This is a genomic window from Mesorhizobium sp. P3_A8, assembly GCF_056402995.1.
Genome location: NZ_JBFUGI010000001.1, coordinates 377,832 through 403,562 on the forward strand (window position 1 = coordinate 377,832; position 25,731 = coordinate 403,562).

Genomic DNA, 25,731 nt, shown 5'->3' on the forward strand with positions numbered 1-25,731 from the left:
AGACCGATCCGAAAACCGGAAGCCGGCTTTCGGATGGTCGAATAAAACAGGCCGCCTAATTGCCCGAGCGCATCGCCATCGTGGCGATGCCGGCGCCGACCAGCAGCGTGCCGCCGGTGCGGTTGAAGATGCGGATCGCCTTGGGATTGCGCACGACATTGCGGGCGCGCGCCGCGATCAGCGCGTAGCCGAAGGCGTTGGCGAAGGCGAGCGCCAGGAAGGTCGTCTCGAAGATCAGCATCTGCGTCCAGAAATCGGCATGCCGGTCGAGGAACTGCGGCAGGAAGGCGACGAAGAAGGTGATGCTTTTCGGGTTGAGTGCGGTGACCAGCCAGGCATGCGCCATCATCTTGACCGAGGACACCGCATCGGTGCGGGGTTCTGCCTTCAGCGCGCCGCCGGCGCGGAACAGCTTTACGCCGAGATAGATCAGATAGCCGGCGCCGATCAGCTTCAGGACGGTGAAGACACCAGCCGAAGCCGCGAGCAGCGCGCCGATGCCGAGCATCGACAAGGTCATGGCGGTGAAGTCGCCGAGCGCCACGCCAACCGCCATCGGCAAGGCGGTGCGCCAGCCCTGGCCCAGCGCATAGGACACGACCAGCAGGATGGTCGGACCCGGAATGATGAGGAGGATGGTCGAAGCGGCGGCGAAAGCGGCCCAGTTTTCGAAGGACATGTCTGTTCTCCCTTGGGTTAAGGAAAAGGATAAATCCTGAAGCCCGGGAGAATGTAAAGAGGTCTGATTTTCGTTTTTACGCAATGCGGGCGGAAGACCGCCACACGCCTTTCCTGGAGTTGCCGCGCTATCAATTGCGCCAAAGGCAGGTCGGCGTCAGTTCGCGCCGCTCAGCGTGCTCACTATATCGGCGAGGCTTACATCGGCACCGAGAACCAATGCGGCCGCGACAATGGCAGCCCCGAAAAGCTTGATGTCGGTTTTTAACGTCTTGCACATGGAGGCCCCTCGCTGATCGCCCGATGGGTAGGAGAGGCCGGTGCCGGGATTATGACCCGACCTGGGTCTTTTTGTGCAGGAACGCTCGTCTGGCGGTCAGCCAGCACGGCCTGATGCCGCCAGGAACCGCGCAAATGCAGGTAGCGCAAGGCATTCACGCTTTATCAACCATGAATGATGAAAATGCCCGCTATCCGGCCGGACCGTGCTTCCCGCCGACAGCGTAGGGTTTGGGTATATGCGTGAGTTGCCGCAAGGTCTGACGCCGCCACGAAACGGCGACGCAATCGAAACCGATCATCATATTTCCCGCCGCGCCATCCTGTCCGGGGCAGGCGCGCTGGCACTGCTCAGCGCCGCCGGCTGTTCGACCTCGGGCGACGGCGGTATGCCGATGCTCCAACTCGACAATACGGTTACCGGTTCCGTGCCGCCGATGCGGCCCGCGATCAGCGTCGACAAGAACATCACCAGCGCCGATGTCATGTATGCCGCATTGACCGACAACGGCTTCAACGTGCCGGAAGTGCCCTATCTCAAGGTCAAGCCGGAATTCCGCCGCCAGATCGTCGTCGACACAACGGGCGAGGCGCCTGGCACCATCGTCGTCCATCTCAAGGAGCGCATGCTTTATCTCGTCCAGCCGGGCGGCGACGCCATCCGCTACGGCGTCGGCATCGGCAAGGACGGCTTCCGCTGGTCCGGCCGTGCCAACATCCAGTATGGAAGGGAATGGCCGGTCTGGACGCCGCCGCCGGAGATGATCCAGCGCAAGCCTGAACTGGTGAAGTGGCAAGGCGGCCAGCCCGGCGGCCTCACCAACCCGCTCGGTGCCCGCGCGCTCTACATCTACCAGGACGGCAAGGACACCGGCTACCGCATCCACGGCTCGCCGGAGTGGTGGAGCATCGGCCAGGCGATGTCGTCGGGCTGCGTGCGCCTGATCAACCAGGACATCATCGACCTCTATAGCCGCGTTTCGAAGAAAAACCCGGTCGTCGTCATGTGATCGTTTATCCTCCCGTTTCTCCCGTTGCGCGATGCGGCAAGACAGGCCAAGGTGCCTTGAAAACCATCGCCTCGGGAGACGTCAGGAATGGCTGGAACTTTTGTTATCGCGCAGGGCGGCGGTCCGACCGCCGTCATCAACCAGACCGTGGTCGGCGCCACGCTGGAGATCCGCAAGCGGCATCCCGGCGCCAAGGTGCTGGGCTCCATCCATGGCGTGCGCGGCATTCGTGACGGCAATTATGTCGACCTTTCCGCCATACCCGAGGATCGGCTGCGGCTGATTGCCGGAACGCCCAGTGCAGCCCTTGGTTCGACCCGTGACAAGCCGGATGCCGCCTATTGCGACGTGATCCTCAACGGCTTGAAGAAGGCCGGTGCCGATGCCTTCATCTATATTGGCGGCAACGACACGTCGGGCACGCAACAGATCCTGACCGATGCCGCCGGCGGCTCCATCGCTTTCGTCCATGCGCCAAAAACCATCGACAATGATCTGGAGGAGAACGACCATACGCCGGGCTTCATTTCGGCGGCCGAGTTCGTCGCCGGCGCCTTCCTGTCCGTCGATCTCGATTTCCGTGCGCTGCCTGGCATCTATGTCGGTATCGTCATGGGCCGGCATGCCGGCTTCCTGACCGCCGCCGCCGCTGCCTGGCAACTCGACCCCGACAGCGGGCCGCACCTGGTTTACGTGCCGGAGCGGCCGTTCTCCGCGGCTGGCTTCATCGATGATGTCCGCGCCACGCTCGACCGCCACAAGCGCTGCATCGTCGCCGTGTCGGAAGGGGTGAGCACCGCCGATGGCAAGGCGCTGGTCGAAAGCCTGGTGCCGCCGGACAAGCTGGAGCGCGACGCGCATGGCAACGTCAAATTGTCGGGAAGCGATCTGCCGGCCGCACTCGAACGCGCGCTGGCCGAAGGTCTGCCGGGCAAGCGGGCGCGCGTCGACGCGCTGGGCTACATGCCGCGCGGGTATATCGGCGCCATCAGTGCCGTCGATGCGCAGGAGGCATTCGATGCCGGCGCCTTCGCGGTCTCTGTCGCCGAACAGGGCGGCGGCTCGGTGGCGCTGCAATATGATGGCTCAAAGACCGTGCTGAAGAAGGTGCCGCTGAAGAACGTTGCCGGCAAGACCCGCCACATGCCGGACAATTTCATGAAGCCCGACGTCAACCAGCTGTCCGAGGCCGGCATGGCCTATCTCAAGCGGCTGGTGCCGGAACAATACAAGGTCGGGAAGCCGTTCGTCTGATGCAGGCTCACTGGTTCAGCAAGAGCATCGTCGACGACAAGACGACGATGCTGACCGAACCGTTCGTGCATGACTATGTGCGCGCCAACATCTGGCATCTGCGCGGCCGCGACGCCGACCTTTTGGTCGACACCGGCATGGGCATCTGTCCGCTGGCGCCGGAGATCGAGATTTCTGATGGCAAGCCGCTGCTGGTGGTGGCCACCCATATCCATCTCGACCATGTCGGCTCGCTGCACGAATTTCCCTGGCGGGCGGGGCCGAAGATGAGCGCGGCGCAGTTCGAGAGCATGGACGAAGCGACGACCTACGCCTACATGTTCCATGATCTCGAAGGCGCCGTTTCGAAACTGCCAATGCCGGGCTGGAAGTCGGCCGACTACAAGATCCCATCGGCACCGTTGACACGGACCCTCGATGAGGGCGACGCGATCGATCTCGGCGACCGGCAATTCCGCGTCCTGCATCTGCCCGGGCATTCGCCGGATTCGATCGCGCTGTTCGACGAGGCCGACGGCCTGTTTTTCAGCGGCGATGCCATCTACGACGACACGCTGATCGACTCGCTGCCGGACTCCGACCGCGCCGCCTATGTCAGCACCATGCAGCGCCTGCTCGACCTGCCGATCCGCATCGGCCATGGCGGCCACGGCCCAAGCTTCGACGGCAGACGGATGCGTGAGATTGCAACGGCTTACATCAGAGAGACCGGCGATATCTGACCTTCACGAAGACCGTGCACTGGCAGGAACGATCGCAAGACGGTCGGTGCTCATCGGCTCACAAAGAATTAAATCTTTGTAATATAACCGAAAAAACCTAATTTGCCCGCATCCGTACCCTAGATTCCGGTTTCATCGACCTGAACGGCTGCTGCATGAAGCGAGACAGGCAGCCGCGACGGCCGGTACGCCGAATGGGCCGCTCCCCCTCCCAAGGCCACGGCGCCGAACCCAATGTCTCGCACGGACAACGACCATGTCATCCCCAAACATCCTTCGCAGACATCGCGTCGCCGCATTGCTGGGCGCCGCCCTCATCGTCTCCCCCTTCGTCGTTTCGTTTGCTCAAAGTGCCGGCAATGCAGGCGTGAGCAACGTTGTCGCGACGACCCAGACCCCTGTCGCCGGTATCACCGCTCCCAACGGCTCCTTTGCGCCGATCGTGGCCGCTGACAAGCCGGCGGTGGTGACGATTACCACCGTCATGAAGGCGCAGCCGTCAAGCGCCGATGACGGGATGCCTCTCGGCAACTCGCCGTTCGATCAATACTTCCGCCAGTTCTTCGGTGACCAGGGCATGCCGGCTCCGCAGACACCGCCGCAACAGGCGCAACGCGCCGAGGCACTCGGTTCCGGCTTCATCGTCGATGCGGACGGCACCATCGTCACCAACAACCACGTTGTTGACGGCGCTTCCTCGATCAAGGTGACGCTCGATGACGGCACCGAACTTCCCGCCAAACTTGTCGGCCGCGACGCCAAGAACGACCTTGCAGTGCTCAAGATCAAAGCCGACAAGCCCTTGCCGACGGTCAAATGGGGCGACTCCGACAAGTTGATGACCGGCGACCAGGTGCTGGCGATCGGCAATCCGTTCGGCATCGGCACCACCGTTACAGCCGGCATCGTTTCGGCGCGCGGCCGCGACCTGCACAGCGGACCGTTCGACGATTTCATCCAGATCGACGCGCCGATCAACCACGGTAACTCCGGCGGCCCGCTGGTCGATGTGAACGGCAACGTCGTCGGCATCAACGCGGCGATCTATTCGCCCAATGGCGGCAGCGTCGGCGTCGGCTTCGCCATCCCGTCCGACCAGGCCCAAAAGGTCGTCGCCAAGCTGATGAAGGACGGTTCCATCCAATACGGCTATCTCGGCGTCGAGATCCAACCGGTAACGCCTGACGTGGCGAGCGCCATCGGACTCGATCATCCCGGCGGCGCGCTGGTTTCGAAGGTCAATGACAGCTCGCCCGCGGCCAGCGCTGGCGTCGAGACCGGTGACGTCATCACCGGCTTCGCCGGGCAGGACGTGAAGGACCCCAAGGACCTGTCGCGGGCCGTCGCCGATGTCGCGCCGGGCGCCAAGGAACCGCTTGATGTGTGGCGCAAGGGCAAGGCCATGCAGATTTCCGTCGATGTCGGGCAAAACAGCGACGATGTGAAGACGGCATCGACGGACGACTCCGACATGCCGAGCGCCGAACAGGGCTCGCGCGCACCGGCGATCGGCCTCGGCTTGATGGACATTACGCCAGACATTCGCCAGCAGATGAACCTCGCCGCCAACGAGCATGGCGCGGTGGTTGCGCGCGTCAATCCTGACAAGGCGGCGGCCGCCGCCGGCATCCAGCCGGGCGATATCATCGCCGCCGTCAACCAGGTTCCGGTGAAGAGCGCCAAACAGGTCACCCAGGCGATCGCCCAGGCCAGCAAGTCGGGCCGCAAATCGGTGCTGCTGCTGGTTGAACGCGACGGCGGCCAGATCTATGTCGCCGTGCCGTTCGCCAACGGCTGAGACGCCGTGCGGGCATGAAAATGTGGATGCGGCCGGTCTGTCACCAGGGGTGACGGACCGGCCGCTCCGGAAGCGCCTTATTCGCGGGCGACGATATCGGCGCGGATGAGCACCGTCCCCGAAGCATCCTGATGCAGGATGCGGTAGTTGCGCAGCACCTCGGCAATGCCAGGCGCATCGTGCAGGGGCGGCATGGGGTGCTGGTCCTTGACGTTCAGCAACACCGGCGCGCGCGGTCCGTTTGTGCCATCATCGACAATGATGTCAGGTCGTTTCGCGGCAAGTTCGCCCGTGATCGACGCTGTGTATCTTTCCCTGAGGGCGGCCAAATCCTGGCGTCGCGCGGGGTCCTGTTCGAGCCCCATCAATATGCCCGCATCATTGACCATCCAGCCCGATTGCTGGCGTGCCACGAAACGGGCGCCGGTCATGCGGGCGAGCGGATTGCTGAACTGCAATTGCGACGCGATCGACATCATCGTCGGATGATCGACGGCGCGCACGATCGCGGCTGTCGCGGCATCCAGGTCGCGGCGCGACTGGGCGAAGGCCATGCCTTGCTGCAACGCCGTCAAAAGCACGATCGAAAACAGGCCGAGCGCCGCACCGGCCTTAACCGGCAGCGGCAAGCTTCGGAGCGGCTTCAGCCTGACATATTGCAGCATCAGCGCCAGGACGCCGAGCGTCAGGAAAGGTAGTGCCTGATAGGTCCAGCCCTTGCCCATGATGACGAAAGCCGGAACGTAGGCAGCCCCGGCCAGCAGCATCGTGCTGGCGTCGCGACTGGGGCGGCCGGGAGACGCCATCGCCAGCGTGGCGACCGCCATGGCCACGAACATCGTCACCTGCCACAGCATCAGCACGTCAATCACAGGCATGCGCATCGGCAGATAAACCTGACGCAGCAAGGGCATGACGTCGGTGAAGAACGGCTGCATGAAGACGGCGAGCGCGATCAGATAGGAGACGGTGAGCGTGGCGCCGATCACATTCTCCGTCGTAAACAGCGGGCGCAGCGAGCGCCGCTGCAGCGCAATGACCAGGGCCGGCACCGCCAGGGCGAGCACGCTGTAGGGCGGTTTGATCATGACGAAGATACCGGCGCCGACGCCGGCGATGATCCGCTCGGCCACGCTGCCGGCCCTGAAATCGACAGTCCTGTCGCGTGCGGAAAACAGGGCGAGCCATGGCAGCAGGACGATGACACCTATCTGTTCACGCTGGCCGAAATCGATCGGAAACAGGAAAAGCACGAAGAATACCGCGGCCGGCAGCATCCAGAGATGCCGTTTCAGTGTTTCGTCCGCCCGCGCGGCAATGCGGGCTGAAAACCAGACCGACGCAATCGCCAGCGCGGTCACGCCAATGCTAACCCAGAATTCCGCCGAAAGCCCGGTCAGCCGCTCGAGCAGCACGAAAGGCAGATAGAGCCAGGCGGAAAAGGCCGGATTGACCTCGATGATGTCGACCGAGAGGCGCTCGCCGTCGAGAACGCGTTCGCCGATCGTCAGCAGCCAGGACACGTCGACATTGCCGGGCATGACAAGCAACGAGACAATGATCGCATAGGCTGCAATCAGCAGCGTCGCGGCCACAGGCCAGCCGAGCCGAACGGCAGTTGCGGCCGTAACGGAACGCAACCCGGCCGGTTCGTCGGAAGCAACGAATGGCGCGCCCATGCCAGCTATCCTCACCACCAAAGCAGCAGTCGAGCAGGATATCTAGCAAACAGGCAGTTAAGAGCGTTCTAACTGGCAGTTGAACGTAGCCTGAGCCTCAGAGCTTGCGCAGTGCTACTTCCTCGATCAGGTGGTCGGCGCCCTTGCGCAGGATCAAGTCGGCGCGGGCACGCGTCGGCAGGATGTTTTCGCGCAAATTCTTCAGGTTGATGTTGGTCCACAGGCCTTCGGCTATGGCGCGCGCCGAATCCTCCGACAGCTGCGAATAGCGGTGGAAGAAGGAGTCCGGATTGCGGAAGGCCGTCTCGCGCAGCCGCATGAAGCGCGAGATATACCACTGGTGGATCAGCTTCTCGTCGGCATCGATGTAAATGGCGAAGTCGAAAAAATCGGACAGGAAGGGCACGATCTTGCCGTCCTGCGGCAGCTTGCCTGGCTGCAGGACATTGATGCCTTCGAAGATCAGGATATCGGGCCGGTCGATGGTGACGAACTCGCCGGGAATGACGTCATAGGTGAGATGCGAGTAGACCGGCGCGCGGACATCGGGCAGCGCCGACTTGATGCCCGAGAGGAAACGCAGCAGCGCGCCGACATCGTAGCTGTCGGGAAAGCCCTTGCGTTCCATCAGGTTTTCGCGGCGCAGCACCTCGTTGGGCAGCAGAAAACCGTCGGTGGTGATGAGATCGACCTTGGGGCTCGACGGCCAGCGCGCCAGAAGTTCCTTCAGCACGCGCGCGGTGGTCGACTTGCCGACCGCGACGGAGCCGGCGATGCCGATGATGAACGGCGTCTTGACGATATCGACGGCGTTGAAGAAGGCCTGACGCTGCCGGAACAGAAGCTGGCTCGCCTCGACATGGGCCGACAGAAGCCGCGACAGCGACAGATAGATACGCTTGACCTCTTCGAGGTCGACCGGGTCGTTGAGCGAACGCAGGCGGCGGAATTCGTCATCGCTCAGCGTCAGCGGCGTGTCGGCGCGGAATCGCGACCATTGCTCGGCGGAGAAGAAACGAAAGGGGGAATATTTCTCGGTTGGCGCGAGCTGATCCATCGAGATACCTGCCCTTCCTCGCGGTCAGCCCTTGGGCCGTGACGCCTTCTCGGCGATGCCCGAACGCCCGGTGCGGCTTTCGAGCTCCTTGAGCACATCGCTCAACGGCACACCCGAGAGGCCGAGAACGACGAGCCAATGATACATAAGATCGGCACTTTCGGAAACGAGGCCCTGTGTGTCGCCCTTGACGGCGGCAATCACGGTCTCGACGGCCTCTTCACCGAGCTTCTGGGCTGCCTTGTCGATACCGCGCGCGAACAGTTTCGCTGTCCAAGAGTCCGGATCACCGGAATGGGCGCGCTCGTGGACGATTTTTTCCAGATCGGACAGCGAAAACTCGGTCATGGCGCCGTTTAGGACCGATTATTCGTGGAGTCCAGCCGCATCGGCAGGCCGGCCTCGGCCATATGCGCCTTGGCCTGGGCTATGGTGTAGGTGCCGAAATGGAAGATGGAGGCCGCCAGCACGGCGCCGGCATGGCCGTCGCGAATGCCTTCGACCAGATGATCCAGCGTGCCGACACCGCCAGAAGCGATGACCGGGGCGCGTACCGCGTCTGCGATCGCGCGGGTGAGCGCGATGTCGTAGCCGGCCTTGGTGCCGTCGCGGTCCATCGAGGTCAGCAGGATCTCGCCGGCGCCGAGATCGACCATTTTGCGGGCGAATTCGATAGCGTCGATGCCGGTCTTCTCGCGTCCGCCATGGGTGAAGATCTCCCAGCGGTCGGTCTCGCCGGCACCGGACACCTTCTTGGCGTCGATGGCGACGACGATGCACTGGTTGCCGAACTTGTCGGCGGCTTCGGCGACGAAATCCGGATTCTTCACCGCCGCCGTGTTGATCGACACCTTGTCGGCGCCGGCCAAAAGCAGCTTTCTGATGTCGGCGACCTGGCGCACGCCGCCGCCGACGGTCAGCGGCATGAAACACTGTTCTGCGGTGCGGGCGATGACATCGAAGATGGTTTCACGGTTGTCGGACGAGGCCGTGATGTCGAGAAAGCAGAGCTCGTCGGCCCCGGCGGCGTCATAGGCCTTGGCCGCCTCGACCGGATCGCCGGCATCGATGAGATCGACGAAATTGACGCCCTTGACGACACGGCCGTCCTTGACGTCGAGGCACGGGATGACGCGGGCTTTCAGCATCAGCGGCCCTCTATCGTGGCGATGAGATCGTTGAGCAACTGGCCGACCAGCGGTGGAACATCGGACTGCGCGTCGAAGGCCGGATCGTAGGCGGAAACGGTGATGCCGACGACCGGCACCGCAAGCGCCATGGCACAGGCCGCGTCGCGCAACTGTTCGGGGCTCGGCCCGCCTGACGTGACATAGCGGTTGGCCTGCAATTCCTTGGGGTCATGCACGTCGAGATCGAGATGCATGTGCACGCTTTTGGCGCCTACGGCTTTCAGCTTTGCGGTTGCTGCTCCCACGCCGGGACATTCGGTGCGGATGATCGGCAAGGTCTTGAGGAGCTGTTCCTCGGCCGGATCGAGATCGCGTGCATTGATGAGCACGCAACGCGACGGATCGATCGGCTTGAAGCCGGGAATGGCCCCTGCCATCGGGGGCCAGCACAGGCCAAGCACGGTCGCCAGCGCCATGCCATCAAGAAAGCCGTATACCGATGTCTCGGGCGTGTTGAGATCGCCATGCTGGTCGGCCCAGATGATCGCATCGGCGCCCTCGCCGGCGACCGCGCCGGCTGACGTCAGGCAGTTTCCGGCCAGCACGATGGGGAACCGCCCCCTGTCGATGGCAATGCGGACCTCGCCCGAGACGGCGTTGCAGACGGCAAAGCCGGTGGCAATCTCGCGCTCCTGTTCGGGACCGACCCTGCCGATATCCTCAACCGCGACGTCGTGGCCAGCCATGGTCAGGGCGTCGACGAGACCGCCTGCAATCAGCGCATCCGGACCCTGACCCATGCCGCCGTGATAGTGGCCGCTGTCATAGGAGGCGAGGATGATGGTGATTTTCACGATTTCGCCTCCGCCACCGGCCGGCCCTGCAGGATCGCCAGCGCCTCAGTCGGATCGATGCGGCCGTCATAGAGCGCGCGGCCCGAGATGGCGCCTTCGAGCTTCTGTGCGTCGGGCATGGTCATGCGCACGATGTCGGCGATCGAGGCCAGGCCGCCCGAAGCGATGACCGGGATCGATACGGCGTCGGCGAGGTCGATGGTGGCGTCCCAGTTGATGCCGGTCAGCACGCCGTCGCGATCGATGTCGGTGTAGATGATGGCCGCAACGCCGGCGCCCTCGAATTTCCTCGCCAGTTCGATAACGCCGAGGCTCGATGCCTCGGCCCAGCCTTCGACCGCCACCTTGCCGCCCTTGGCGTCGATACCGACGGCCACCTTGCCCGGAAAAGCCTTGCAGGCCTGCTTGACCAGATCGGGATCGCGCACCGCGACCGTGCCAAGGATGACGCGGGCGAGGCCACGGTCGAGCCAGTCCTCGATCTGCGCCAGCGTGCGGATGCCGCCGCCGAGCTGCACCGGGTTCTTCGTCGCCTTGAGAATGGCGCCGACCGCCGCGCTGTTGACACTCTGGCCCTTGAAGGCGCCGTTGAGGTCGACGACATGCAGCCATTCGAAACCCTGGTCCTCGAAGGCTTTTGCCTGCGCGGCGGGATCATCATTGTAGATGGTCGCTGTCGCCATGTCGCCGTGCTTCAGGCGCACGCATTGGCCGTCTTTGAGGTCGATGGCTGGAAAAAGGATCACGGTTCAGGCGCCTTCAACGATGACGAAATGGCCCGTGGAGGCGGCAAGCCGGAACTTCGAGGCGTGCTGATATTCCGGTGAATGATAGCATTCGACCGCCCTGTCGTAGGAATCGAACTCAACCAGCACATGCCGGTTGCCGGTCGGCCCTTCCGGATTCTCATGGCGCCCGGCCCGCACCGCGAACTTCGCGCCATACTTTGCAAACGCCACCGCATTGGCCTCGATGTACTGCTTATAAACCTCGGGATCGCGGACATCGATCATCGCCATCCAGTAGCCCTTCTTGCTCATGATTTAGGGCCTCCACTTCAGGAAATTGGTGATCAGCGCCAGACCCAGCGCCTGGCTCTTCTCCGGATGGAACTGCGTGCCGACGAGATTGTCGCGGGCGACCGTCGCCGTGACCGGGCCGCCATAGTCGGCTTCGGCCAAAACCTCGTCCGGCTTCGTCGCGTCAAGATGGTAGGAATGGACGAAATAGGCGTGCAGCCCGTCTGGGCCGGTCGGAATGCCGGCAAACAGCGGATGCTGGCGCCGAAGCTCGATCGTATTCCAGCCTATCTGCGGGATCTTCAGCGCCGGATCGGTCGGCGTGATCTCCTTGACGTCGCCCGAAATCCAGCCAAAACCGTTGGTGACGGTCTTTTCCAGGCCGCGCTGCGACATCAGCTGCATGCCGACGCAGATGCCTAGGAAAGGCCGGCCCTTGGCAATGGCGACATCCTCGACCGCTTCCCACATGCCGTCGACGGCACGCAGGCCGGCCGCACAATCGGCATAGGCGCCGACGCCGGGCAGGACGATGCGGTCGGCCGTGCGCACCCGATCGGCATCGGCCGTCAGGTCGATCTCAGCCGATATGCCGGCTTCGCGTGCCGCGCGTTCGAAAGCCTTGGTGGCCGAGCGCAGATTGCCCGAGCCGTAGTCGATGATTGCTACCCGCATGTCAGGGCCGTCCCGGGATGTGGGTCAGCCCCAGCGCCATGCCGGGCTGCGCCGGGCGGGCCAGGGCTGCATCGGGGACGATGCGCGGCGCGGGCGGCGCCTCCTCCGCATGCCCCTCTACCTCCAGGGCATAGCGCATGTCGGCGTCGTCGAGCGAGCCGGCCTGAACCACGCCCCATTCGTGCCAGCCGCGCCGGCGAAGGGCCGCAATCCGCAACCCCTGCCCTTCCAGGCCGACATAGAGCGAGACGAGCAGCGACAGCAGCGAACCGGCCAATCCAAGGCCAAGGTTTTCGCCAAGCATCGAAAGCGCGGCCATGACAACGAAGGCGATCCCGGCTTCGATCCACAACCGGTGCCAGGCGAACCATAGCGGCGGCACCAGCAGGCCGAGCCAGGTGAAGCCGTCGCGGACAAAGGCCGTCTTGTCGACCTTTTCGCTGCGGCCGGGCGGTTCCATCACGACATAGGCGGCCATGGCGCTATCCCTTCAACGAACCCTTGGTGGAGGGAACCGCGTCCGGCTGGCGCGGGTCGTGCTCGAGTGCTGCACGCAGCGCGCGCGCCACCGCCTTGAAGCAGGTTTCAGCGATGTGGTGGTTGTTGGCCCCGTAATGGTTGGTGACGTGCAGCGTGATGCCGGCATTTTGGGCCAGCGCCTGGAAGAATTCCCGTACCAGTTCGGTGTCGAAGGTGCCGATCTTGGGCGACGAGAAGGACACGTTCCAGACCAGGAACGGCCGGCCGGAGACATCGATCGCGGCGCGCGTCAGCGTCTCGTCCATGGCAAGGTCGATCGAGGCATAGCGCATGATGCCGCGCCGTTCGCCCAGCGCCTTGGTCAGCGCCTGGCCAAGCGCGATGCCGGTGTCCTCGACCGTGTGATGGTCGTCGATATGCAGGTCGCCCTTGGCCCTGACCGTCATGTCGATCAGCGAATGGCGCGAGAGCTGGTCCAGCATGTGGTCGAAGAAGCCGACGCCGGTGGCGATATCGGATTTGCCCGAACCGTCGACATGGACCGACACCGAGATGTCGGTTTCCTTGGTCTTGCGGCTGGCTTCGGCGGAACGGGGCGCCATGACCTTGTCCTTGTCTCAGGGTTTCAAAGCTCAAGCGACGAGCTTCGAGCATTCACCGGCTTGAAAACGAAAGCCTTCTAGCAGCATGATCCGGCGATTGCCAGTTGCCATCCCGGCCGCTATCGAGCGGTTTGCAATCATTGGTCCCATGCATACATATGGCCGATCAAAGTTACTCGTACCGCGCCAATCGCCTCTTTGGGATCGCGCGAATCGGAGCCAGGAATGTCAAATGAACTGACCATGCACGCCACGACCATCGTGACGGTGCGCAAGGGCAACAAGGTGGTGATCGCCGGCGACGGCCAGGTCAGCCTTGGCCAGACCATCATGAAGGGCAATGCCCGCAAGGTGCGCCGCATCGGCAAGGGCGGTAATGTGATCGCCGGTTTCGCCGGCGCCACCGCCGACGCCTTCACGCTGCTGGAGCGGCTGGAAGCCAAGCTCGAACAATATCCCGACCAGCTGACGCGCGCCTGCGTCGAGCTCGCCAAGGACTGGCGCACCGACCGCTATCTGCGCCGGCTGGAAGCGATGATGCTGGTGGCTGACAAGTCGATCTCGCTGGCGCTGACCGGCACCGGTGACGTGCTCGAACCCGAATTTGGCGTCATGGCCATCGGATCGGGTGGCAATTACGCACTGGCGGCTGCGCGCGCGCTGATGGACACCGACAAGGATGCCGAGGAGATCGCCCGCAAGGCGATGCAGATCGCGTCCGACATCTGCGTCTACACCAACAACAACTTTGTCATCGAAACGCTCGATGCCGCCTGAACAGGCGGCGCTCTATGATTTTCGGCCGGTCACAGAAAAAGACCTGCCGATGATCGCCGGCTGGCTGGCCGAGCCTGAAGTGGCTCAGTGGTGGGACGATCCGGAGACGGAAATCGCCGAGATTCGCGATCATATCGACTCGATTTCGGTCGAGCCGCTGATCGTCGAACTCGACGGCAAGCCGATCGCCTATCTGCAGAGCTACGACCCGCATCTGGAAGACGACCATCCCTATGCCGACCAGCCGTTCGGCACGCTCGGCATCGATTTGTCGATCGGCCGGCCGGAGCTGGTCGGGATCGGCCATGGCTCGGCAATCGTGCGCCAGTTCGTCGAGCAACTGTTCGAGGAAGGCGTGCCGCGTGTCATCATCGACCCGGATCCTGCCAATATCAGGGCCATCCGCGCCTATGAAAAGGCCGGTTTTCGGCCTATCGACCGCAGGCAATCGGAATATGGCGACGTTGTGCTGATGGCCGTCGATGCGGCCGAAGACGACGAGGATCAGGGGGACTGACCAGATGACGACACCAAGCGACGACAGCTACTCGGCCTATGAAGACAGCTGGCGCATGGGTCTTCTGCTCGTCCTTGGCCTGCTCATCTTCCAGGCCGGGGCCCTCTACGGCATGGGCCGGACGCCGATCTGTACCTGCGGCTATGTCAAACTCTGGCATGGCGTGGTGAACAGTTCGGAGAATTCCCAGCACATTGCCGACTGGTACACGTTCTCGCACATCATCCACGGCTTCCTGTTCTATGCCTTGGCGAAGTTCCTGTTCCCACGTTCGCCGGTCGGCTTGCGGCTGGCATTCGCCGTCCTCATCGAGGGCGGCTGGGAATTGCTCGAAAACAGCCCGTTCATCATCGAGCGTTACCGTGCCGGCACCATCTCGCTCGATTATTATGGCGACAGCATCATCAATTCGGTGTCCGACACACTGGCCATGGTGCTGGGATTTGTGATGGCGCGAAGGCTACCTATATGGGTGATCGTCAGCCTCGCCATCCTTTTCGAACTGGGTACCGGCTATCTCATCCGGGACAATCTGACACTCAACGTGATCATGCTGCTGCATCCGTTCGAGGCCATCAAGCAGTGGCAAAGTGGAATTTAGATTATGACGACATTTTCTCCCCGCGAAATAGTTTCGGAACTCGACCGCTTCATCATCGGCCAGAAGGACGCCAAGCGCGCCGTCGCCATTGCGCTCCGCAACCGCTGGCGCCGCCAGCAGCTGGAAGGCCAGATGCGCGAAGAGGTGATGCCGAAGAACATCCTGATGATCGGGCCGACGGGCGTCGGCAAGACCGAGATTTCGCGCCGTCTGGCGCGGCTGGCCGGTGCGCCTTTCGTCAAGGTCGAGGCAACCAAGTTCACCGAGGTCGGCTATGTCGGCCGTGACGTCGAGCAGATCATCCGGGATCTGGTCGAGATCGCCATCGGCCTGGTGCGCGAAAAGATGCGCGAGGACGTCAAGGCACGCGCCCACATCAACGCCGAGGAGCGCGTGCTGGAAGCGCTGGTCGGCAAGACGGCGAGCCCGGCGACGCGTGATAGTTTCCGCAAGAAGCTGCGCGACGGCGAACTCGACGACAAGGAAATCGAGATCGAAGTGGCCGACACCGGCACTGGCGGCATGCCCGGCTTCGAGATTCCCGGCATGCCGGGCGCCAATATCGGCGTGCTCAACATCAACGACATGCTGTCGAAGGCGATGGGCGGCAAGAAGACCAAGTCGCGCAAGACGACCGTCAAGGAATCCTACGCGCTGCTGGTCAACGACGAGTCCGACAAGCTGCTCGACCAGGACGAGGTGGTGCGCCGGGCACTCGATGCGACGGAGAATGACGGCATCGTCTTCCTCGACGAGATCGACAAGATCGCGTCGCGTGAAGGCGGCATGGGCGCCGGCGTTTCTCGCGAAGGCGTGCAGCGCGACCTGCTGCCGCTGATCGAAGGCACCACGGTGGCGACCAAATACGGGCCGTTGAAGACGGATCACATCCTGTTCATCGCTTCCGGCGCCTTCCATGTGTCGAAGCCGTCCGACCTGTTGCCGGAATTGCAGGGCCGCCTGCCGATCCGCGTCGAGCTGCGTGCCCTGGAGAAGGACGATTTCGTCCGCATCCTGACCGAGACGGAAGCCAGCCTGATCAAGCAGTATATCGCGCTGATGAAGACCGAGGGCGTCGACCTGACCTTCACCGACGATGCCATCGATTCGCTCGCCGGCATCGCCGTCGACCTCAATGCCAGTGTCGAGAACATCGGCGCCAGGCGGCTGCAGACGGTGATGGAGCGGGTGCTGGACGAAATTTCGTATGATGCACCCGACCGCAACGGTACGTCAGTCACCATCGACGCCGCCTATGTGGAAAAGCATGTCGGCGATCTGTCGCGAAACACAGATTTGTCGCGATTTATCCTTTAAAGAACGGCGCCGGCTGGTCCGGCGCCGGTTCAGGCAACAATTTCCGGCAAACAGTTCGATGTGTGGCCGGATGGTACCAACCGGCCACCTTTCGTCTTGCCGTGTGCAGGGGCGCTCTCGACTCAACCAAGAGCTTTACCTAGTTTGCGCGGCAATTCTCTATCTCTGGTTTGACGCAATTCCGGACGGAAAACCGTTTCACACTTCTCCTGGAATTGCTTGGGCGGCGGGCGCATGAAAAAACTCATCCTGGTCATTCTCGGCTTGACGCTGGCGGCGACGCTGTTCGCGGCCGATGCGGCGACGTTGGTGCCGGCTGGCAACCGCAATGCCGAGCAGCCCGACATTCCCGGCGCCTCGAGCCGGCGCACGCAGGCGACCAACACCACCTTCCAGGCGAAGTACCGCAAGGTCTATGCCTTGCTGCAGAACGACGCCGACCTGCGTGCCAAGATCAAGAAGGCCGCGTCCGCATACGGCATCGACCCCATGCACATTGTCGGCGCCATCGTCGGCGAACACACCTACAATGTCGACGCCTATGACCGGCTGCAAACCTACTACGTCAAGGCGATCTCGTATCTCTCCAGCAAGCTGTCCTTCGCCTATGACGGAGAGGACATCACCGATTTCGTGCAGCGGCCGGAATTCAAGAAATGCGCAGGAATGTCCGACAGCTATGATCTGTGGGAATGCCGTGAACAGGTGTGGAACCATTTGTTTCGCGGCAAGTCCGTCGGCGGGACAAGCTTTCCCGATGACCGTTTCGGCGCCACCTTCTTTCAGCCTTACTATGCCGGCCAGACTTTTGGACTTGGCCAGTTGAACCCTCTCACCGCCCTGCAGATGAGCGATCTCGTGCACAAGGTGTCGGGCCTGCCGAAGCTCGATGTCGGCGACCCCAATTCGGTCTACAAGACCATCATGGATCCGGACCTGACCTTGCCCTATGTCGCCGCGACGATCAGGAAATCGATCGATGCCTACAAGAGCATCGCTGGCTTCGATATTTCCGGCAATCCAGGACTGACTGCCACGCTCTACAATGTCGGTAATCCGGAGCAGCGCGCCTATGCGCTGAAGGCGGAAAACGACAAGCGCCGCGCCGCCGGCGAGCCGGAAAAGCTGCCGGAAGAGAATTATTACGGCTGGCTGGTCAACGACAAATTGTCGGAGCTGAAGGCGCTGTTTTAGGCAAGCTCAGGACGGTCTCAGGCCGCCAGCAACGACTTCAGCTTCACGGCCTGCGATCCCAACGCTTCCGGCGCCGGCTTCGCCTGCTTGCCGATCAGCATTTCGGCCAGCCTGATGTCGCGGGCGACCGCATTGCCCGGGCCGATGCCGCTGGCCGCCACCAGCCTGCCGTCCTCAGCCAGATGGAAAAGGATGAAGGCGCCGTCGCCGAGATCGCGGCGAACCGTGCTGCGGCCTTCGTCGGAAAGTCCGGCGATCTGCAGGCTCAACCCATACTGATCCGACCAGAACCACGGCACCGCTGCATGCGCCTCGCCGGCGCCGAGCATGTTTTTTGCCGCCAGCGCACCCTGTTCCTGCGCATTGCGCCAGGCCTCCAGTCGCACGCGGCGGCCGCCATAGACGGCGAGCGGGAACGAGCAGCAGTCGCCGGCGGCAAAGATGTCGGGATCGCTGCTGCGCAGTTCGGCATCGACTGATATGCCATTTTCGATGGTCAGGCCGGCTTCGGCCGCGAGCCCGGTCACCGGCACGGCGCCGATGCCGATAATGGCGAGATCGGCTGATATTTCGCGTCCGTCGGCAAGGGCCACGCGCACTTGCCTGCCATCGTCGGCGATGGACGCGATGCCGTCGCCGCACAGGATATCTACACCTTCGGCGACATGCGCCTCATGGATGATTTCGGCGATCTCGGCCGGAACGCCGCGCATCAGGATGCGCGGCTGTGCCTCGATGACGGTGACGGCGGCGCCGAGCTTGCGGGCCGCGGCGGCAAGTTCGAGACCGATGAAGCCGCCACCGATGACGGCAATGCGGTTGCCGGCGCTGAGATGGGCGCGAATGGCGAGCGCATCGGCGAAGGTCCTGAGATAGACGCAACGCGCGCCGAGGCCGGGCATCGGCAGTTTGCGCGGCGTCGAGCCGGTGGCCAGCAGGAGCTTGTCGTATGGCAGCATCGAACCGTCCGAAAGGCGCACTGTATGCGCCGCGCGATCGATCGCCACGGCCTGGACGGAATGGATATGCCGGATCGATTTTTCGGCCAGCATCTCGTCGCTGGCGATCGCCTTGATTTCAGGCGTATCGCTGATCATTGCGTCCTTGGACAGTGGCGGCCGTTCGTAGGGCAGATGCGGCTCGTCGCCGACCAGTGTAACCGGCCCGTCATAACCGAGATCGCGCAACGCGAGTGCTGCCCGCCCGCCGCACTCGCCGGCACCGATGATGACCACGCCCCGCGCCATATCCATCACCCGATCTGAACGAGGACTTTGCCGGCGTCGACCTTGACCGGATAGGTTTTCAGGTTGACGCAGACCGGCGCGCCGCGGGCGTCACCCGTCTTGTAGTTGAAGCGGCCATTGTGCTTGGGGCATTCGATGATGTCGTCCATCACCAGGCCGTCGGCAAGATGCACCTTTTCATGCGTGCAGAGCCCGTCCGTGGCGAAAAATTCGTCGTCCGGGCTGCGATAGATGGCGAAGGTGCGCCCCCCATGATCGAAGCGCATCACATCCTCTTCGTCGATGTCACCGGTGGCACAGGCCTCGACCCAGTCGCTCATTCAGTCCTCCCCAAAAGCGATTCCAGGAAAAGTGCGTAGTGCTTTCCCTAGGAAATTTCGTTGAAACAAAGAGTCTAGATCGGATGGCACGATCATTCGGCCGCGGCGGCGACGGCGTCGTTGTGGAATTCCTCGCGGTACGGCCTGGCGGTCGGCGGCAGTTCGCGCTTGAGGAAATAATCCTCGTTGCGCAGCTGGCGCAGGAAGGCCGGGATCATCTCGCGGTAACCGGCCAGGATCGACGGCGTCGGCGCCGGCAAATCATGCTTGATCAGCGCGTGCAGCTTCGGCAGCGCATGATACGGCACCATCGGGAACATGTGATGCTCCACATGATAGTTCATGTTCCAGTAGATGAAGCGGCTGATCGGGTTCATGTAGACGGTGCGGCTGTTCAGCCGATGATCGGTGACGTTGTCGGCGAGGCCGCCATGCTGCAGCAGGCCGACCATGACGTGATGCCAGGCGCCGTAGAGCCTGGGCAGGCCGACCAGCATCAAGGGCAGGAACGAGCCGAAGTACAGCGCCAGCGCGATGGTTGCGGCATAGATCGCGGTCCAGATGCGGGCAATGCGGATCGCCTTCTTCTGTTCCTGCTCGGGAATAAAGGTCTGTTCGGCCGCGCTGATGTTGCCGGCGGCGTTGCGCAGCATGTCCGACATCGCATGCCAGGCATCGAGCACGCCGACAAAGCCGAGTGCGGCGCGAACCAGGTCCGGTGGCCGCATAACCGAGATTTCCGGGTCGCGGCCGACGATGATGGTGTCGGTGTGATGGCGCGTGTGGCTCCAGCGCCAAGTCACCGGATTGCGCATGATCATGAAGCAGGCGATCTGATAGACCGCATCATTCATCCACTGCGTCCGGAACGCCGTGCCGTGGCCGCATTCATGCCAGCGCGAATCCGTGGATGAACCATAGAGGACGCCATAGACGAAGAAGAACGGCACGCACCACCAGCTGCCCCACAACAAGGCGCCACCGGCGCCGCTGACGACCAGCGCGGCAATCCAGGTCGCCGTGTCGCGCATCGCCGGCCCGTCGGAGCGCTGCATCAGCTCCTTCATCTGCTTGCGGGGAATGTCGGTGTGATACCACTCGGCGGCCGACAGGCCGTTTTCCACGGCGAGCTTGGCGTCGCGACCGATCAGGCTGTAGTCACGCCGGGACGGCGTTGTGGACATGATTGCCTCCCTCGGCAAGAGCATCAGCCAGAGCAAATGCCCGCTAGCCCTTCACCTTGAGGCTCAGAAATAGCGCGAGCGAATGATAGACTCAACATCACAAAGATAGTTTCTATCATTTCCTATCAGAATGATGTAGGAAGGCTCGAACACCGTATTGAGGCGAGCATGGCGAAACGGCCGACGATTACCGATTTGGCGCGCATCTCCGGCGTCAGTGTTGCCACGGTGGACCGCGTGCTCAACAGCCGCCTGCCGGTGCGCGAGGATACGGCGCGCCGCGTCTACGAGGCAGCGACCGAGATCGGCTACCACGCCGCCGGTCTGATCAAGCAGCGGATGCGCCATGAATTGCCGGAATATCGGCTCGGCTTCCTGCTGCTGAGGGGCAATTATGTCTTCTACAGCGAGTTCGCCCGCGAGCTTGAACTGGCCATGTCGCGATCACCGCGTTTTCGCGGCGTCGCCATCATCGACTTTGCCGACTCGCTGGCGCCCGACGAGATCGTCGAGCGCGCGCGCAAACTGGCGGCCAAGTGCCGGGCCGTGGCCCTGGTCGGGCCGGATCACCCGACACTGACTGTCGCTGTCGAAGAGATGAAGGCAAAGGGATTGCCGGTGTTTTCCCTGCTGTCCGATTTCGCCGCCGGCATTCGCGAGGGCTATGTCGGCCTCGACAACCGCAAGGTCGGCCGCACCGCGGCCTGGATGATCTCGAAGGCGGCAAAGCGGCCGGGCAAGGTTGCCCTGTTCGTCGGCAGCCACCGCTTCCATGGGCATGAGCTGCGCGAGATCGGCTTCCGCTCTTTCTTTCGCGAGCAGGCGCCGGACTTCACCTTGCTTGAGACGCTGGTCAATCTCGAGGCCAACCAGATCACGCAAGACACGCTGCTCGATCTTCTCGGCCGCCATCCGGATCTGGTCGGCTGCTATGTCGCCGGCGGCGGCATGGAAGGCGCGGTCGCGGCGCTGCGGCAAGCCAAGCCGGCCGAGATGCCGGCCGTGATCTGCAACGAGATCAACGCGGTCTCGCGTTCGGCCCTGGCCGACGGCATCCTGACGATGGTGATCTCGACGCCGCTGGCGGCCCTTTGCCGCGAACTGGTCGACCTGATGGCCCATGCGATCGAGACGGGCGCCGCGAATGCGCCGGGACAGACCTTCCTGCCGTTCGACGTCTATCTGCCCGAGAATATCTAGCGATGCTTTTGCGCCGTCAGGCATTGCCCAGTTGAGTTGACGCAGAATCCGGCCGCCAATATAGACCGCTTATGGGTGAGGACAGGTTTGGGTACATCGCGTTCGGCAAGGATGAGCTTTATGCTCGCGGGGCGCTGTTCAGCGCGCTTCGACTGCTGCACTACGCGCCCGGAGCCGGAATTTCGGTCCTGACGGACCGGCCAAGCGTTTTCAACGGCTATCCAATTGAAGCGATCGAGCTTACCGCCAAACAAATGACCGAGATGTCTTTTGGCGATCGGTACAAGTTTGGCATCAAGGCTGCCGGCATTATCGAGCTGCTGCAGCGTTGCGAGCGGCTCTTTGTCATGGACACGGACATCTATCCTGTCGGAGACATCTCACGATGCTTCGACCGCATCTCATCTTCGCATTCCATCATGTACCGACGTGAGGGGCGGCCAAAACCCGAATACCGATCACTTCAAGGCAAGGGCATCACCCTGGGGGATCGCGTTCTGACAGGCGACGAAACGATGTGGGCCAGTGGCGTTCTTGGCGTTCACCACGACAACATACCTGCTTTAGAGCGCGCCTATGTGGCGATCGAGCGCGTGATTGGCGTTGTCAGGGCGCACACTCCAGAACAATTCTGCGCTAGCGTTGCGCTTTCACAAGATGGCCGGACGATCCGGCGCCATCGGCTGCCGCTTCGAAATTACACCACAAGGGGCCGAAAGCTCTTCGCCAGGCAGCGTCTTGCGGCCTTCTTCGAGCGCGTCAACCATCTACCTGCAAGCCAGCAGATAGAGTCTGCGGCGAAGTACCGGGTGTGGCGGGCTCCACTGGACCTGTTGACGCAGCGGGACATCTGGCACTTCTAGGCACGCGCACTGTCCCGTCGCCATTCCCAGACTTGCCTCGGCCTGGGCCGGCCCTGCCACAGCGCACATTCGCTCGCCCGCTTCGACGCCGCTTCCCCCGCATCGGCCAAAATCGCGCATCCGGTTTTGGAATCGCCCTTGACGCCTCGTGGCGAAATGGAATAAATATTTCACCAACTGTACATTTTGGTTCTTTCGTTCCGTAACGTCTGTTTCAAACAGCGGGTTTGCGTTCCAGCCGAAGCCAAGGAATGCGGAACGAAACGACATCAGGGAGAGATTCCCCGGGGAGATCGGGGATTCCGGATAGATCGGTGCAACCGGACACCAAAAGTGGAGGAGAGATACAATGAAGAAACTGCTTTTGGGCGTCGCCTTCGCGGCGCTGATGAGTTCATCGGCCATGGCCGCCAAGATCGGCGTATCGATGGCCAAGTTCGACGACAACTTCCTGACCGTTCTGCGCAACGGCATGATCGCGCAGGCCAAAGGCATAAGCGGCGTCGAGCTGCAGGTCGAGGACGCGCAGAACGACGTCGCCAAGCAACTCGACCAGATCAAGAACTTCGCCGCTTCGGGCGTCGACGCCATCATCGTCAACCCGGTCGACACCTCAGCCACGCAGGCGATGTCCGACGCCGCTGCCGCCGCCAAGATTCCGCTGGTCTACGTCAATCGCCAGCCGGTCAATGTCGACACGCTGCCGGACAACCAAGCCTTCGTTGCCTCGAACGAGGCCGATTCCGGCACGCTCGAGACCAAGGAAGTCTGCCGCCTGTTCAAGGAAGCCGGCAAGAAGGAAGCCAATGTCTACGTGATCATGGGCGAGCTTTCCAACCAGGCCGCCGTGCAGCGCACCAAAGACATCGACGATGTCATCGCGACGCCGGATTGCAGCTTCATCAAGATCATCGACAAGCAGACGTCGAACTGGAACCGCGATGAAGCGCAGAACCTGATGACCAACTGGCTGTCGACCGGCAAGAAGTTCGATGGCGTCATCGCCAACAATGACGAAAGCGCCATCGGCGCCATCCAGGCGATGAAGGCCGCCAACATCGACATGAAGACTGTTGTCGTCGGTGGTGTCGACGCCACGCAGGACGCGCTGGTGGCGATGCAAGCGGGCGACCTCGACGCGACCGTGTTCCAGGACGCGGCCGGCCAGGGCGCAGGCGCGCTGGATGCGGCGCTGAAACTGGCCAAGGGCGAGAAGGTCGACCACAAGGTCTACATCCCCTTCCAACTGGTGACGCCGGCAAATATCGACAAGTTCCTGAAAAAGAACTGAGCAGCGGACATACGGAGCGGCGCTCTCGCGCAAGACAGCGCCGCTCCTCTTTCCCTCGGGCGCTCGCAAGGCGCGAGGATGACCGCGGCTGACGGAGGATAGAAGATTGACACAGACATCTCATGGCGTCGGCGGGGTCAGCTATGACGCTAAGAAGCGGACATGGCCGGCCGAGTTCAACGTCTTCCTGGCGCTCGTCATCCTCGTCGTCATCTTTGAAGTGATCGGCCGCCTCTTTCTCGGCGACAGTTTCCTGTTCAACACCCGCAGCGACGTCTCAGGAATCTTCAATGAGGCACGCCTGCAGATCATCATCCTGCAGGTGTCGATCGTCGGCATCATCGCCATCGGCGTGACGCAAGTGATCATTTGCGGCGGTATCGACCTGTCTTCCGGTTCGATCGTCGGCGCGACCGCGATGATCGCCATGAGTTTCGCCCAGGTGGCGACCGTCAACGGCAATCCCAACCCCAAGGCGATGTTCCTGGCGCAAGGCTGGACCGACCTGCCGGTTCTCGTGCCTGTGCTGGTGGCGATCGGCTGCGGCCTGTTCGCCGGCCTGGTAAACGGCTCATTGATCGCCTACACGCGCATTCCACCGTTCATCGCCACGCTCGGCATGATGGTGACCGCACGCGGCATTGCCAAATGGTGGTCCAAGGGCCAGCCAATCTCGTTTCCCACCGACAGTTTCGCGGCAATCGGCAAGGGCCTAATGCCCGTCATCATCTTCCTGTCGCTGGCCATCCTGTTCCAGCTCATCATGACCTACACCAGGTATGGCAAGCATTGTTACGCGATCGGCTCCAATGAAGATGCCGCGCGCATGTCCGGCATCAAGATCGCCAACCACAAGATCCTCGTCTACGTCATCGCCGGCGTGCTTGCCGCGCTCGCCGCCGTGGTGCTCTCCTCCAAGAACCTCACTGCGCAGTCCGGCATGGGCGTGATGTACGAACTCGACGCCATCGCAATGGCGGTCATCGGCGGCGTTTCGCTGTCGGGCGGTCGTGGTTCGATCGTCGGCACGGTGATCGGCTCATTGATCTTCGGCGTCATCATCTCCGGCTTCACCTTCCTGCGCCTCGACGCCTACTACCAGGAGATGGTGAAGGGTGTGATCATCGTCGGCGCAGTCGTTCTCGACCAGTGGCGTCAACGCCTGCGGGCAATGAGGGCTTGATCATGTCAGACATCGTCCTGAAGACCGAAAACCTGACCAAGCGCTATGGCGGCGTGCATGCGCTGGAAGGCGCGAATTTCGAGCTGCGCAAGGGCGAGCATGTCGCCATCATGGGCGACAACGGTGCCGGCAAGTCGACCTTCGTGCGCCAGATCACCGCTGTCGAGCAGCGCACCAGCGGCCAGATCTGGTTCGACGGCAAGGAAGTGAACTTTAACGGACCGATCGAGGCCCGCACGGCGGGCATCGAGACCGTGTTCCAGAACCTGGCGCTGGCCGACGACCTCGACGTGCCGTCGAACCTGTTCCTCGGCCGCGAAAAGGTGCTGTTCAATCTGGGACCGTTCTCGATCCTCGACCGCAAATACATGCGCAAGGCGACCGAAGCGGCGCTGATCCGCACGGCGGTGAAGATCCCCAATCTGTCCAACACCATCCGCCACATGTCGGGCGGCCAGCGGCAGTGCGTAGCGATCGCAAGGACGGCAACCTTCGCCTCCAAGCTGATCATCATGGACGAGCCGACGGCAGCGCTCGGCGTGCAGGAGACGGCGCAGGTCGAGAACATCATCCGCACGCTGAAGGACAATGGCGAGCCGCTGATTCTGATCAGCCACAATATGCGCCAGGTGTTCGACCTCTGTGACCGCATTGTCGTGTTCAGGCGCGGCCGCATTGTCGCCAACCTGCGCAAGGAGAACACCGACGGCCAGGACATCGTCTCCTACATCACCGGCGCCAAGACCGGAGAGGCGGAACTCGCGGCCTAGGCCGGGCGCGGAGGCGATGGTCATCGCCTC

Annotated in this window: 28 protein-coding genes; 14 read left to right on the forward strand and 14 right to left on the reverse strand. The window is 62.6% G+C overall.

Features of this window, described 5'->3' with window-relative positions; all coding sequences use genetic code 11:
• Positions 1-55: 55 nt before the first annotated feature.
• Entirely contained in the window at positions 56-679 is a 624-nt protein-coding gene (locus tag AC1DX4_RS01685; RefSeq protein WP_477218660.1) for a LysE family translocator, read from the reverse strand.
• 517 nt (positions 680-1,196) lie between these two features.
• Here AC1DX4_RS01685 and AC1DX4_RS01690 point away from each other — a divergent pair.
• From AC1DX4_RS01690 to AC1DX4_RS01705, 4 genes are all read left to right on the forward strand, one after another.
• On the forward strand, positions 1,197-1,967 hold the full coding sequence (locus AC1DX4_RS01690; RefSeq protein ID WP_477218661.1) for a L,D-transpeptidase: 771 nt from the start codon (positions 1,197-1,199) through the stop codon (positions 1,965-1,967).
• Positions 1,968-2,054: 87 nt separating this feature from the next.
• Positions 2,055-3,221: a diphosphate--fructose-6-phosphate 1-phosphotransferase gene (locus AC1DX4_RS01695; RefSeq protein ID WP_477218662.1), complete on the forward strand. Its 1,167-nt coding sequence runs from the start codon at positions 2,055-2,057 to the stop codon at positions 3,219-3,221.
• Positions 3,221-3,943 (forward strand): MBL fold metallo-hydrolase, encoded by a 723-nt coding sequence (locus AC1DX4_RS01700; protein WP_477218663.1) that lies wholly within the window; start codon positions 3,221-3,223, stop codon positions 3,941-3,943. The genes AC1DX4_RS01695 and AC1DX4_RS01700 overlap by 1 nt, the downstream gene beginning before the upstream one ends.
• A 256-nt stretch (positions 3,944-4,199) precedes the next feature.
• Positions 4,200-5,741, forward strand: coding sequence for a DegQ family serine endoprotease (locus AC1DX4_RS01705; protein WP_477218664.1), 1,542 nt, complete (start codon positions 4,200-4,202; stop codon positions 5,739-5,741).
• Between the two features lie 77 nt (positions 5,742-5,818).
• On the opposite strand, the gene AC1DX4_RS01710 is transcribed toward AC1DX4_RS01705, so the two are convergent.
• The 10 genes from AC1DX4_RS01710 to hisB form a co-directional block, all read right to left on the reverse strand.
• The gene (locus AC1DX4_RS01710) at positions 5,819-7,420 is read right to left on the reverse strand and encodes a hypothetical protein (RefSeq protein WP_477218665.1); all 1,602 of its coding nucleotides are present in this window, start codon (positions 7,418-7,420) and stop codon (positions 5,819-5,821) included.
• Between the two features lie 97 nt (positions 7,421-7,517).
• Entirely contained in the window at positions 7,518-8,477 is a 960-nt protein-coding gene (gene coaA, locus AC1DX4_RS01715) for a type I pantothenate kinase (RefSeq protein ID WP_477218666.1), read from the reverse strand.
• A gap of 24 nt (positions 8,478-8,501) precedes the next feature.
• Positions 8,502-8,825: a phosphoribosyl-ATP diphosphatase gene (locus AC1DX4_RS01720; RefSeq protein WP_477218667.1), complete on the reverse strand. Its 324-nt coding sequence runs from the start codon at positions 8,823-8,825 to the stop codon at positions 8,502-8,504.
• Between the two features lie 8 nt (positions 8,826-8,833).
• Entirely contained in the window at positions 8,834-9,628 is a 795-nt protein-coding gene (gene hisF, locus AC1DX4_RS01725; RefSeq protein WP_477219100.1) for an imidazole glycerol phosphate synthase subunit HisF, read from the reverse strand.
• The gene (locus AC1DX4_RS01730; protein WP_477218668.1) at positions 9,625-10,461 is read right to left on the reverse strand and encodes an arginase family protein; all 837 of its coding nucleotides are present in this window, start codon (positions 10,459-10,461) and stop codon (positions 9,625-9,627) included. The genes hisF and AC1DX4_RS01730 overlap by 4 nt, the downstream gene beginning before the upstream one ends.
• A complete protein-coding gene (gene hisA, locus AC1DX4_RS01735) occupies positions 10,458-11,207 on the reverse strand; it encodes a 1-(5-phosphoribosyl)-5-[(5-phosphoribosylamino)methylideneamino]imidazole-4-carboxamide isomerase (protein ID WP_477218669.1) in 750 nt (249 codons plus the stop codon). Before hisA ends, AC1DX4_RS01730 begins: the two co-directional genes overlap by 4 nt.
• Positions 11,208-11,210: 3 nt before the next feature.
• Positions 11,211-11,501 carry a DUF1330 domain-containing protein gene (locus AC1DX4_RS01740; protein ID WP_477218670.1) on the reverse strand — a complete coding sequence of 97 codons (291 nt, stop codon included), beginning with the start codon at positions 11,499-11,501 and terminating at the stop codon, positions 11,211-11,213.
• Between the two features lie 3 nt (positions 11,502-11,504).
• Positions 11,505-12,155, reverse strand: a complete 651-nt coding sequence (gene hisH / locus AC1DX4_RS01745) for an imidazole glycerol phosphate synthase subunit HisH (RefSeq protein WP_477218671.1) — start codon at positions 12,153-12,155, stop codon at positions 11,505-11,507.
• A gap of 1 nt (position 12,156) precedes the next feature.
• The gene (locus AC1DX4_RS01750) at positions 12,157-12,633 is read right to left on the reverse strand and encodes a DUF2628 domain-containing protein (RefSeq protein ID WP_477218672.1); all 477 of its coding nucleotides are present in this window, start codon (positions 12,631-12,633) and stop codon (positions 12,157-12,159) included.
• A 4-nt stretch (positions 12,634-12,637) separates the two neighbouring features.
• A complete protein-coding gene (hisB, locus tag AC1DX4_RS01755) occupies positions 12,638-13,237 on the reverse strand; it encodes an imidazoleglycerol-phosphate dehydratase HisB (RefSeq protein WP_027040708.1) in 600 nt (199 codons plus the stop codon).
• Positions 13,238-13,462: 225 nt separating this feature from the next.
• Between hisB and hslV the strand changes: the two genes are divergently transcribed.
• The 5 genes from hslV (at position 13,463) to AC1DX4_RS01780 (ending at position 17,643) form a co-directional block, all read left to right on the forward strand.
• Positions 13,463-14,014, forward strand: a complete 552-nt coding sequence (hslV, locus tag AC1DX4_RS01760) for an ATP-dependent protease subunit HslV (RefSeq protein ID WP_027040709.1) — start codon at positions 13,463-13,465, stop codon at positions 14,012-14,014.
• Complete coding sequence (locus AC1DX4_RS01765; RefSeq protein WP_477218673.1) at positions 14,004-14,531, forward strand: GNAT family N-acetyltransferase; 528 nt, start codon at positions 14,004-14,006, stop codon at positions 14,529-14,531. The genes hslV and AC1DX4_RS01765 overlap by 11 nt, the downstream gene beginning before the upstream one ends.
• Positions 14,532-14,535: 4 nt before the next feature.
• A complete protein-coding gene (locus tag AC1DX4_RS01770) occupies positions 14,536-15,132 on the forward strand; it encodes a DUF2585 domain-containing protein (protein WP_477218674.1) in 597 nt (198 codons plus the stop codon).
• 3 nt (positions 15,133-15,135) lie between these two features.
• On the forward strand, positions 15,136-16,449 hold the full coding sequence (gene hslU / locus AC1DX4_RS01775) for an ATP-dependent protease ATPase subunit HslU (protein WP_477218675.1): 1,314 nt from the start codon (positions 15,136-15,138) through the stop codon (positions 16,447-16,449).
• A gap of 234 nt (positions 16,450-16,683) precedes the next feature.
• On the forward strand, positions 16,684-17,643 hold the full coding sequence (locus AC1DX4_RS01780; protein WP_477218676.1) for a DUF1402 family protein: 960 nt from the start codon (positions 16,684-16,686) through the stop codon (positions 17,641-17,643).
• 17 nt (positions 17,644-17,660) lie between these two features.
• Here AC1DX4_RS01780 and AC1DX4_RS01785 read toward each other — a convergent pair whose 3' ends face one another.
• The 3 genes from AC1DX4_RS01785 to AC1DX4_RS01795 form a co-directional block, all read right to left on the reverse strand.
• Positions 17,661-18,890: an NAD(P)/FAD-dependent oxidoreductase gene (locus AC1DX4_RS01785; protein WP_477218677.1), complete on the reverse strand. Its 1,230-nt coding sequence runs from the start codon at positions 18,888-18,890 to the stop codon at positions 17,661-17,663.
• A 5-nt stretch (positions 18,891-18,895) separates the two neighbouring features.
• A complete protein-coding gene (locus AC1DX4_RS01790; RefSeq protein WP_477218678.1) occupies positions 18,896-19,210 on the reverse strand; it encodes a Rieske (2Fe-2S) protein in 315 nt (104 codons plus the stop codon).
• Positions 19,211-19,302: 92 nt separating this feature from the next.
• On the reverse strand, positions 19,303-20,394 hold the full coding sequence (locus tag AC1DX4_RS01795) for a fatty acid desaturase family protein (RefSeq protein WP_477218679.1): 1,092 nt from the start codon (positions 20,392-20,394) through the stop codon (positions 19,303-19,305).
• A 168-nt stretch (positions 20,395-20,562) separates the two neighbouring features.
• Here AC1DX4_RS01795 and AC1DX4_RS01800 point away from each other — a divergent pair, with 168 nt between their 5' ends.
• The 5 genes from AC1DX4_RS01800 to AC1DX4_RS01820 all read left to right on the forward strand — a co-directional run bounded on the left by AC1DX4_RS01800 (position 20,563) and on the right by AC1DX4_RS01820 (position 25,701).
• The gene (locus tag AC1DX4_RS01800; protein ID WP_477218680.1) at positions 20,563-21,594 is read left to right on the forward strand and encodes a LacI family DNA-binding transcriptional regulator; all 1,032 of its coding nucleotides are present in this window, start codon (positions 20,563-20,565) and stop codon (positions 21,592-21,594) included.
• Between the two features lie 71 nt (positions 21,595-21,665).
• Positions 21,666-22,457, forward strand: a complete 792-nt coding sequence (locus AC1DX4_RS01805) for a hypothetical protein (RefSeq protein ID WP_477218681.1) — start codon at positions 21,666-21,668, stop codon at positions 22,455-22,457.
• A gap of 349 nt (positions 22,458-22,806) precedes the next feature.
• Positions 22,807-23,748, forward strand: a complete 942-nt coding sequence (locus AC1DX4_RS01810) for a sugar ABC transporter substrate-binding protein (protein WP_027032509.1) — start codon at positions 22,807-22,809, stop codon at positions 23,746-23,748.
• Between the two features lie 106 nt (positions 23,749-23,854).
• The gene (locus tag AC1DX4_RS01815) at positions 23,855-24,931 is read left to right on the forward strand and encodes an ABC transporter permease (RefSeq protein ID WP_477218682.1); all 1,077 of its coding nucleotides are present in this window, start codon (positions 23,855-23,857) and stop codon (positions 24,929-24,931) included.
• A 2-nt stretch (positions 24,932-24,933) separates the two neighbouring features.
• Positions 24,934-25,701 carry an ATP-binding cassette domain-containing protein gene (locus AC1DX4_RS01820; RefSeq protein ID WP_477218683.1) on the forward strand — a complete coding sequence of 256 codons (768 nt, stop codon included), beginning with the start codon at positions 24,934-24,936 and terminating at the stop codon, positions 25,699-25,701.
• Positions 25,702-25,731: the final 30 nt, after the last annotated feature.

Coding starts and splice junctions, on each gene's coding strand:
- AC1DX4_RS01685 (WP_477218660.1), bottom strand. CDS start 679: ATGTCCTTCGAAAACTGGGCCGCTTTCGCCGCCGCTTCGACCATCCTC.
- AC1DX4_RS01690 (WP_477218661.1), top strand. CDS start 1,197: ATGCGTGAGTTGCCGCAAGGTCTGACGCCGCCACGAAACGGCGACGCA.
- AC1DX4_RS01695 (WP_477218662.1), top strand. CDS start 2,055: ATGGCTGGAACTTTTGTTATCGCGCAGGGCGGCGGTCCGACCGCCGTC.
- AC1DX4_RS01700 (WP_477218663.1), top strand. CDS start 3,221: ATGCAGGCTCACTGGTTCAGCAAGAGCATCGTCGACGACAAGACGACG.
- AC1DX4_RS01705 (WP_477218664.1), top strand. CDS start 4,200: ATGTCATCCCCAAACATCCTTCGCAGACATCGCGTCGCCGCATTGCTG.
- AC1DX4_RS01710 (WP_477218665.1), bottom strand. CDS start 7,420: ATGGGCGCGCCATTCGTTGCTTCCGACGAACCGGCCGGGTTGCGTTCC.
- coaA (WP_477218666.1), bottom strand. CDS start 8,477: ATGGATCAGCTCGCGCCAACCGAGAAATATTCCCCCTTTCGTTTCTTC.
- AC1DX4_RS01720 (WP_477218667.1), bottom strand. CDS start 8,825: ATGACCGAGTTTTCGCTGTCCGATCTGGAAAAAATCGTCCACGAGCGC.
- AC1DX4_RS01740 (WP_477218670.1), bottom strand. CDS start 11,501: ATGAGCAAGAAGGGCTACTGGATGGCGATGATCGATGTCCGCGATCCC.
- hisH (WP_477218671.1), bottom strand. CDS start 12,155: ATGCGGGTAGCAATCATCGACTACGGCTCGGGCAATCTGCGCTCGGCC.
- AC1DX4_RS01750 (WP_477218672.1), bottom strand. CDS start 12,633: ATGGCCGCCTATGTCGTGATGGAACCGCCCGGCCGCAGCGAAAAGGTC.
- hisB (WP_027040708.1), bottom strand. CDS start 13,237: ATGGCGCCCCGTTCCGCCGAAGCCAGCCGCAAGACCAAGGAAACCGAC.
- hslV (WP_027040709.1), top strand. CDS start 13,463: ATGTCAAATGAACTGACCATGCACGCCACGACCATCGTGACGGTGCGC.
- AC1DX4_RS01765 (WP_477218673.1), top strand. CDS start 14,004: ATGCCGCCTGAACAGGCGGCGCTCTATGATTTTCGGCCGGTCACAGAA.
- AC1DX4_RS01770 (WP_477218674.1), top strand. CDS start 14,536: ATGACGACACCAAGCGACGACAGCTACTCGGCCTATGAAGACAGCTGG.
- hslU (WP_477218675.1), top strand. CDS start 15,136: ATGACGACATTTTCTCCCCGCGAAATAGTTTCGGAACTCGACCGCTTC.
- AC1DX4_RS01780 (WP_477218676.1), top strand. CDS start 16,684: ATGAAAAAACTCATCCTGGTCATTCTCGGCTTGACGCTGGCGGCGACG.
- AC1DX4_RS01785 (WP_477218677.1), bottom strand. CDS start 18,890: ATGGCGCGGGGCGTGGTCATCATCGGTGCCGGCGAGTGCGGCGGGCGG.
- AC1DX4_RS01790 (WP_477218678.1), bottom strand. CDS start 19,210: ATGAGCGACTGGGTCGAGGCCTGTGCCACCGGTGACATCGACGAAGAG.
- AC1DX4_RS01795 (WP_477218679.1), bottom strand. CDS start 20,394: ATGTCCACAACGCCGTCCCGGCGTGACTACAGCCTGATCGGTCGCGAC.
- AC1DX4_RS01800 (WP_477218680.1), top strand. CDS start 20,563: ATGGCGAAACGGCCGACGATTACCGATTTGGCGCGCATCTCCGGCGTC.
- AC1DX4_RS01805 (WP_477218681.1), top strand. CDS start 21,666: ATGGGTGAGGACAGGTTTGGGTACATCGCGTTCGGCAAGGATGAGCTT.
- AC1DX4_RS01810 (WP_027032509.1), top strand. CDS start 22,807: ATGAAGAAACTGCTTTTGGGCGTCGCCTTCGCGGCGCTGATGAGTTCA.
- AC1DX4_RS01820 (WP_477218683.1), top strand. CDS start 24,934: ATGTCAGACATCGTCCTGAAGACCGAAAACCTGACCAAGCGCTATGGC.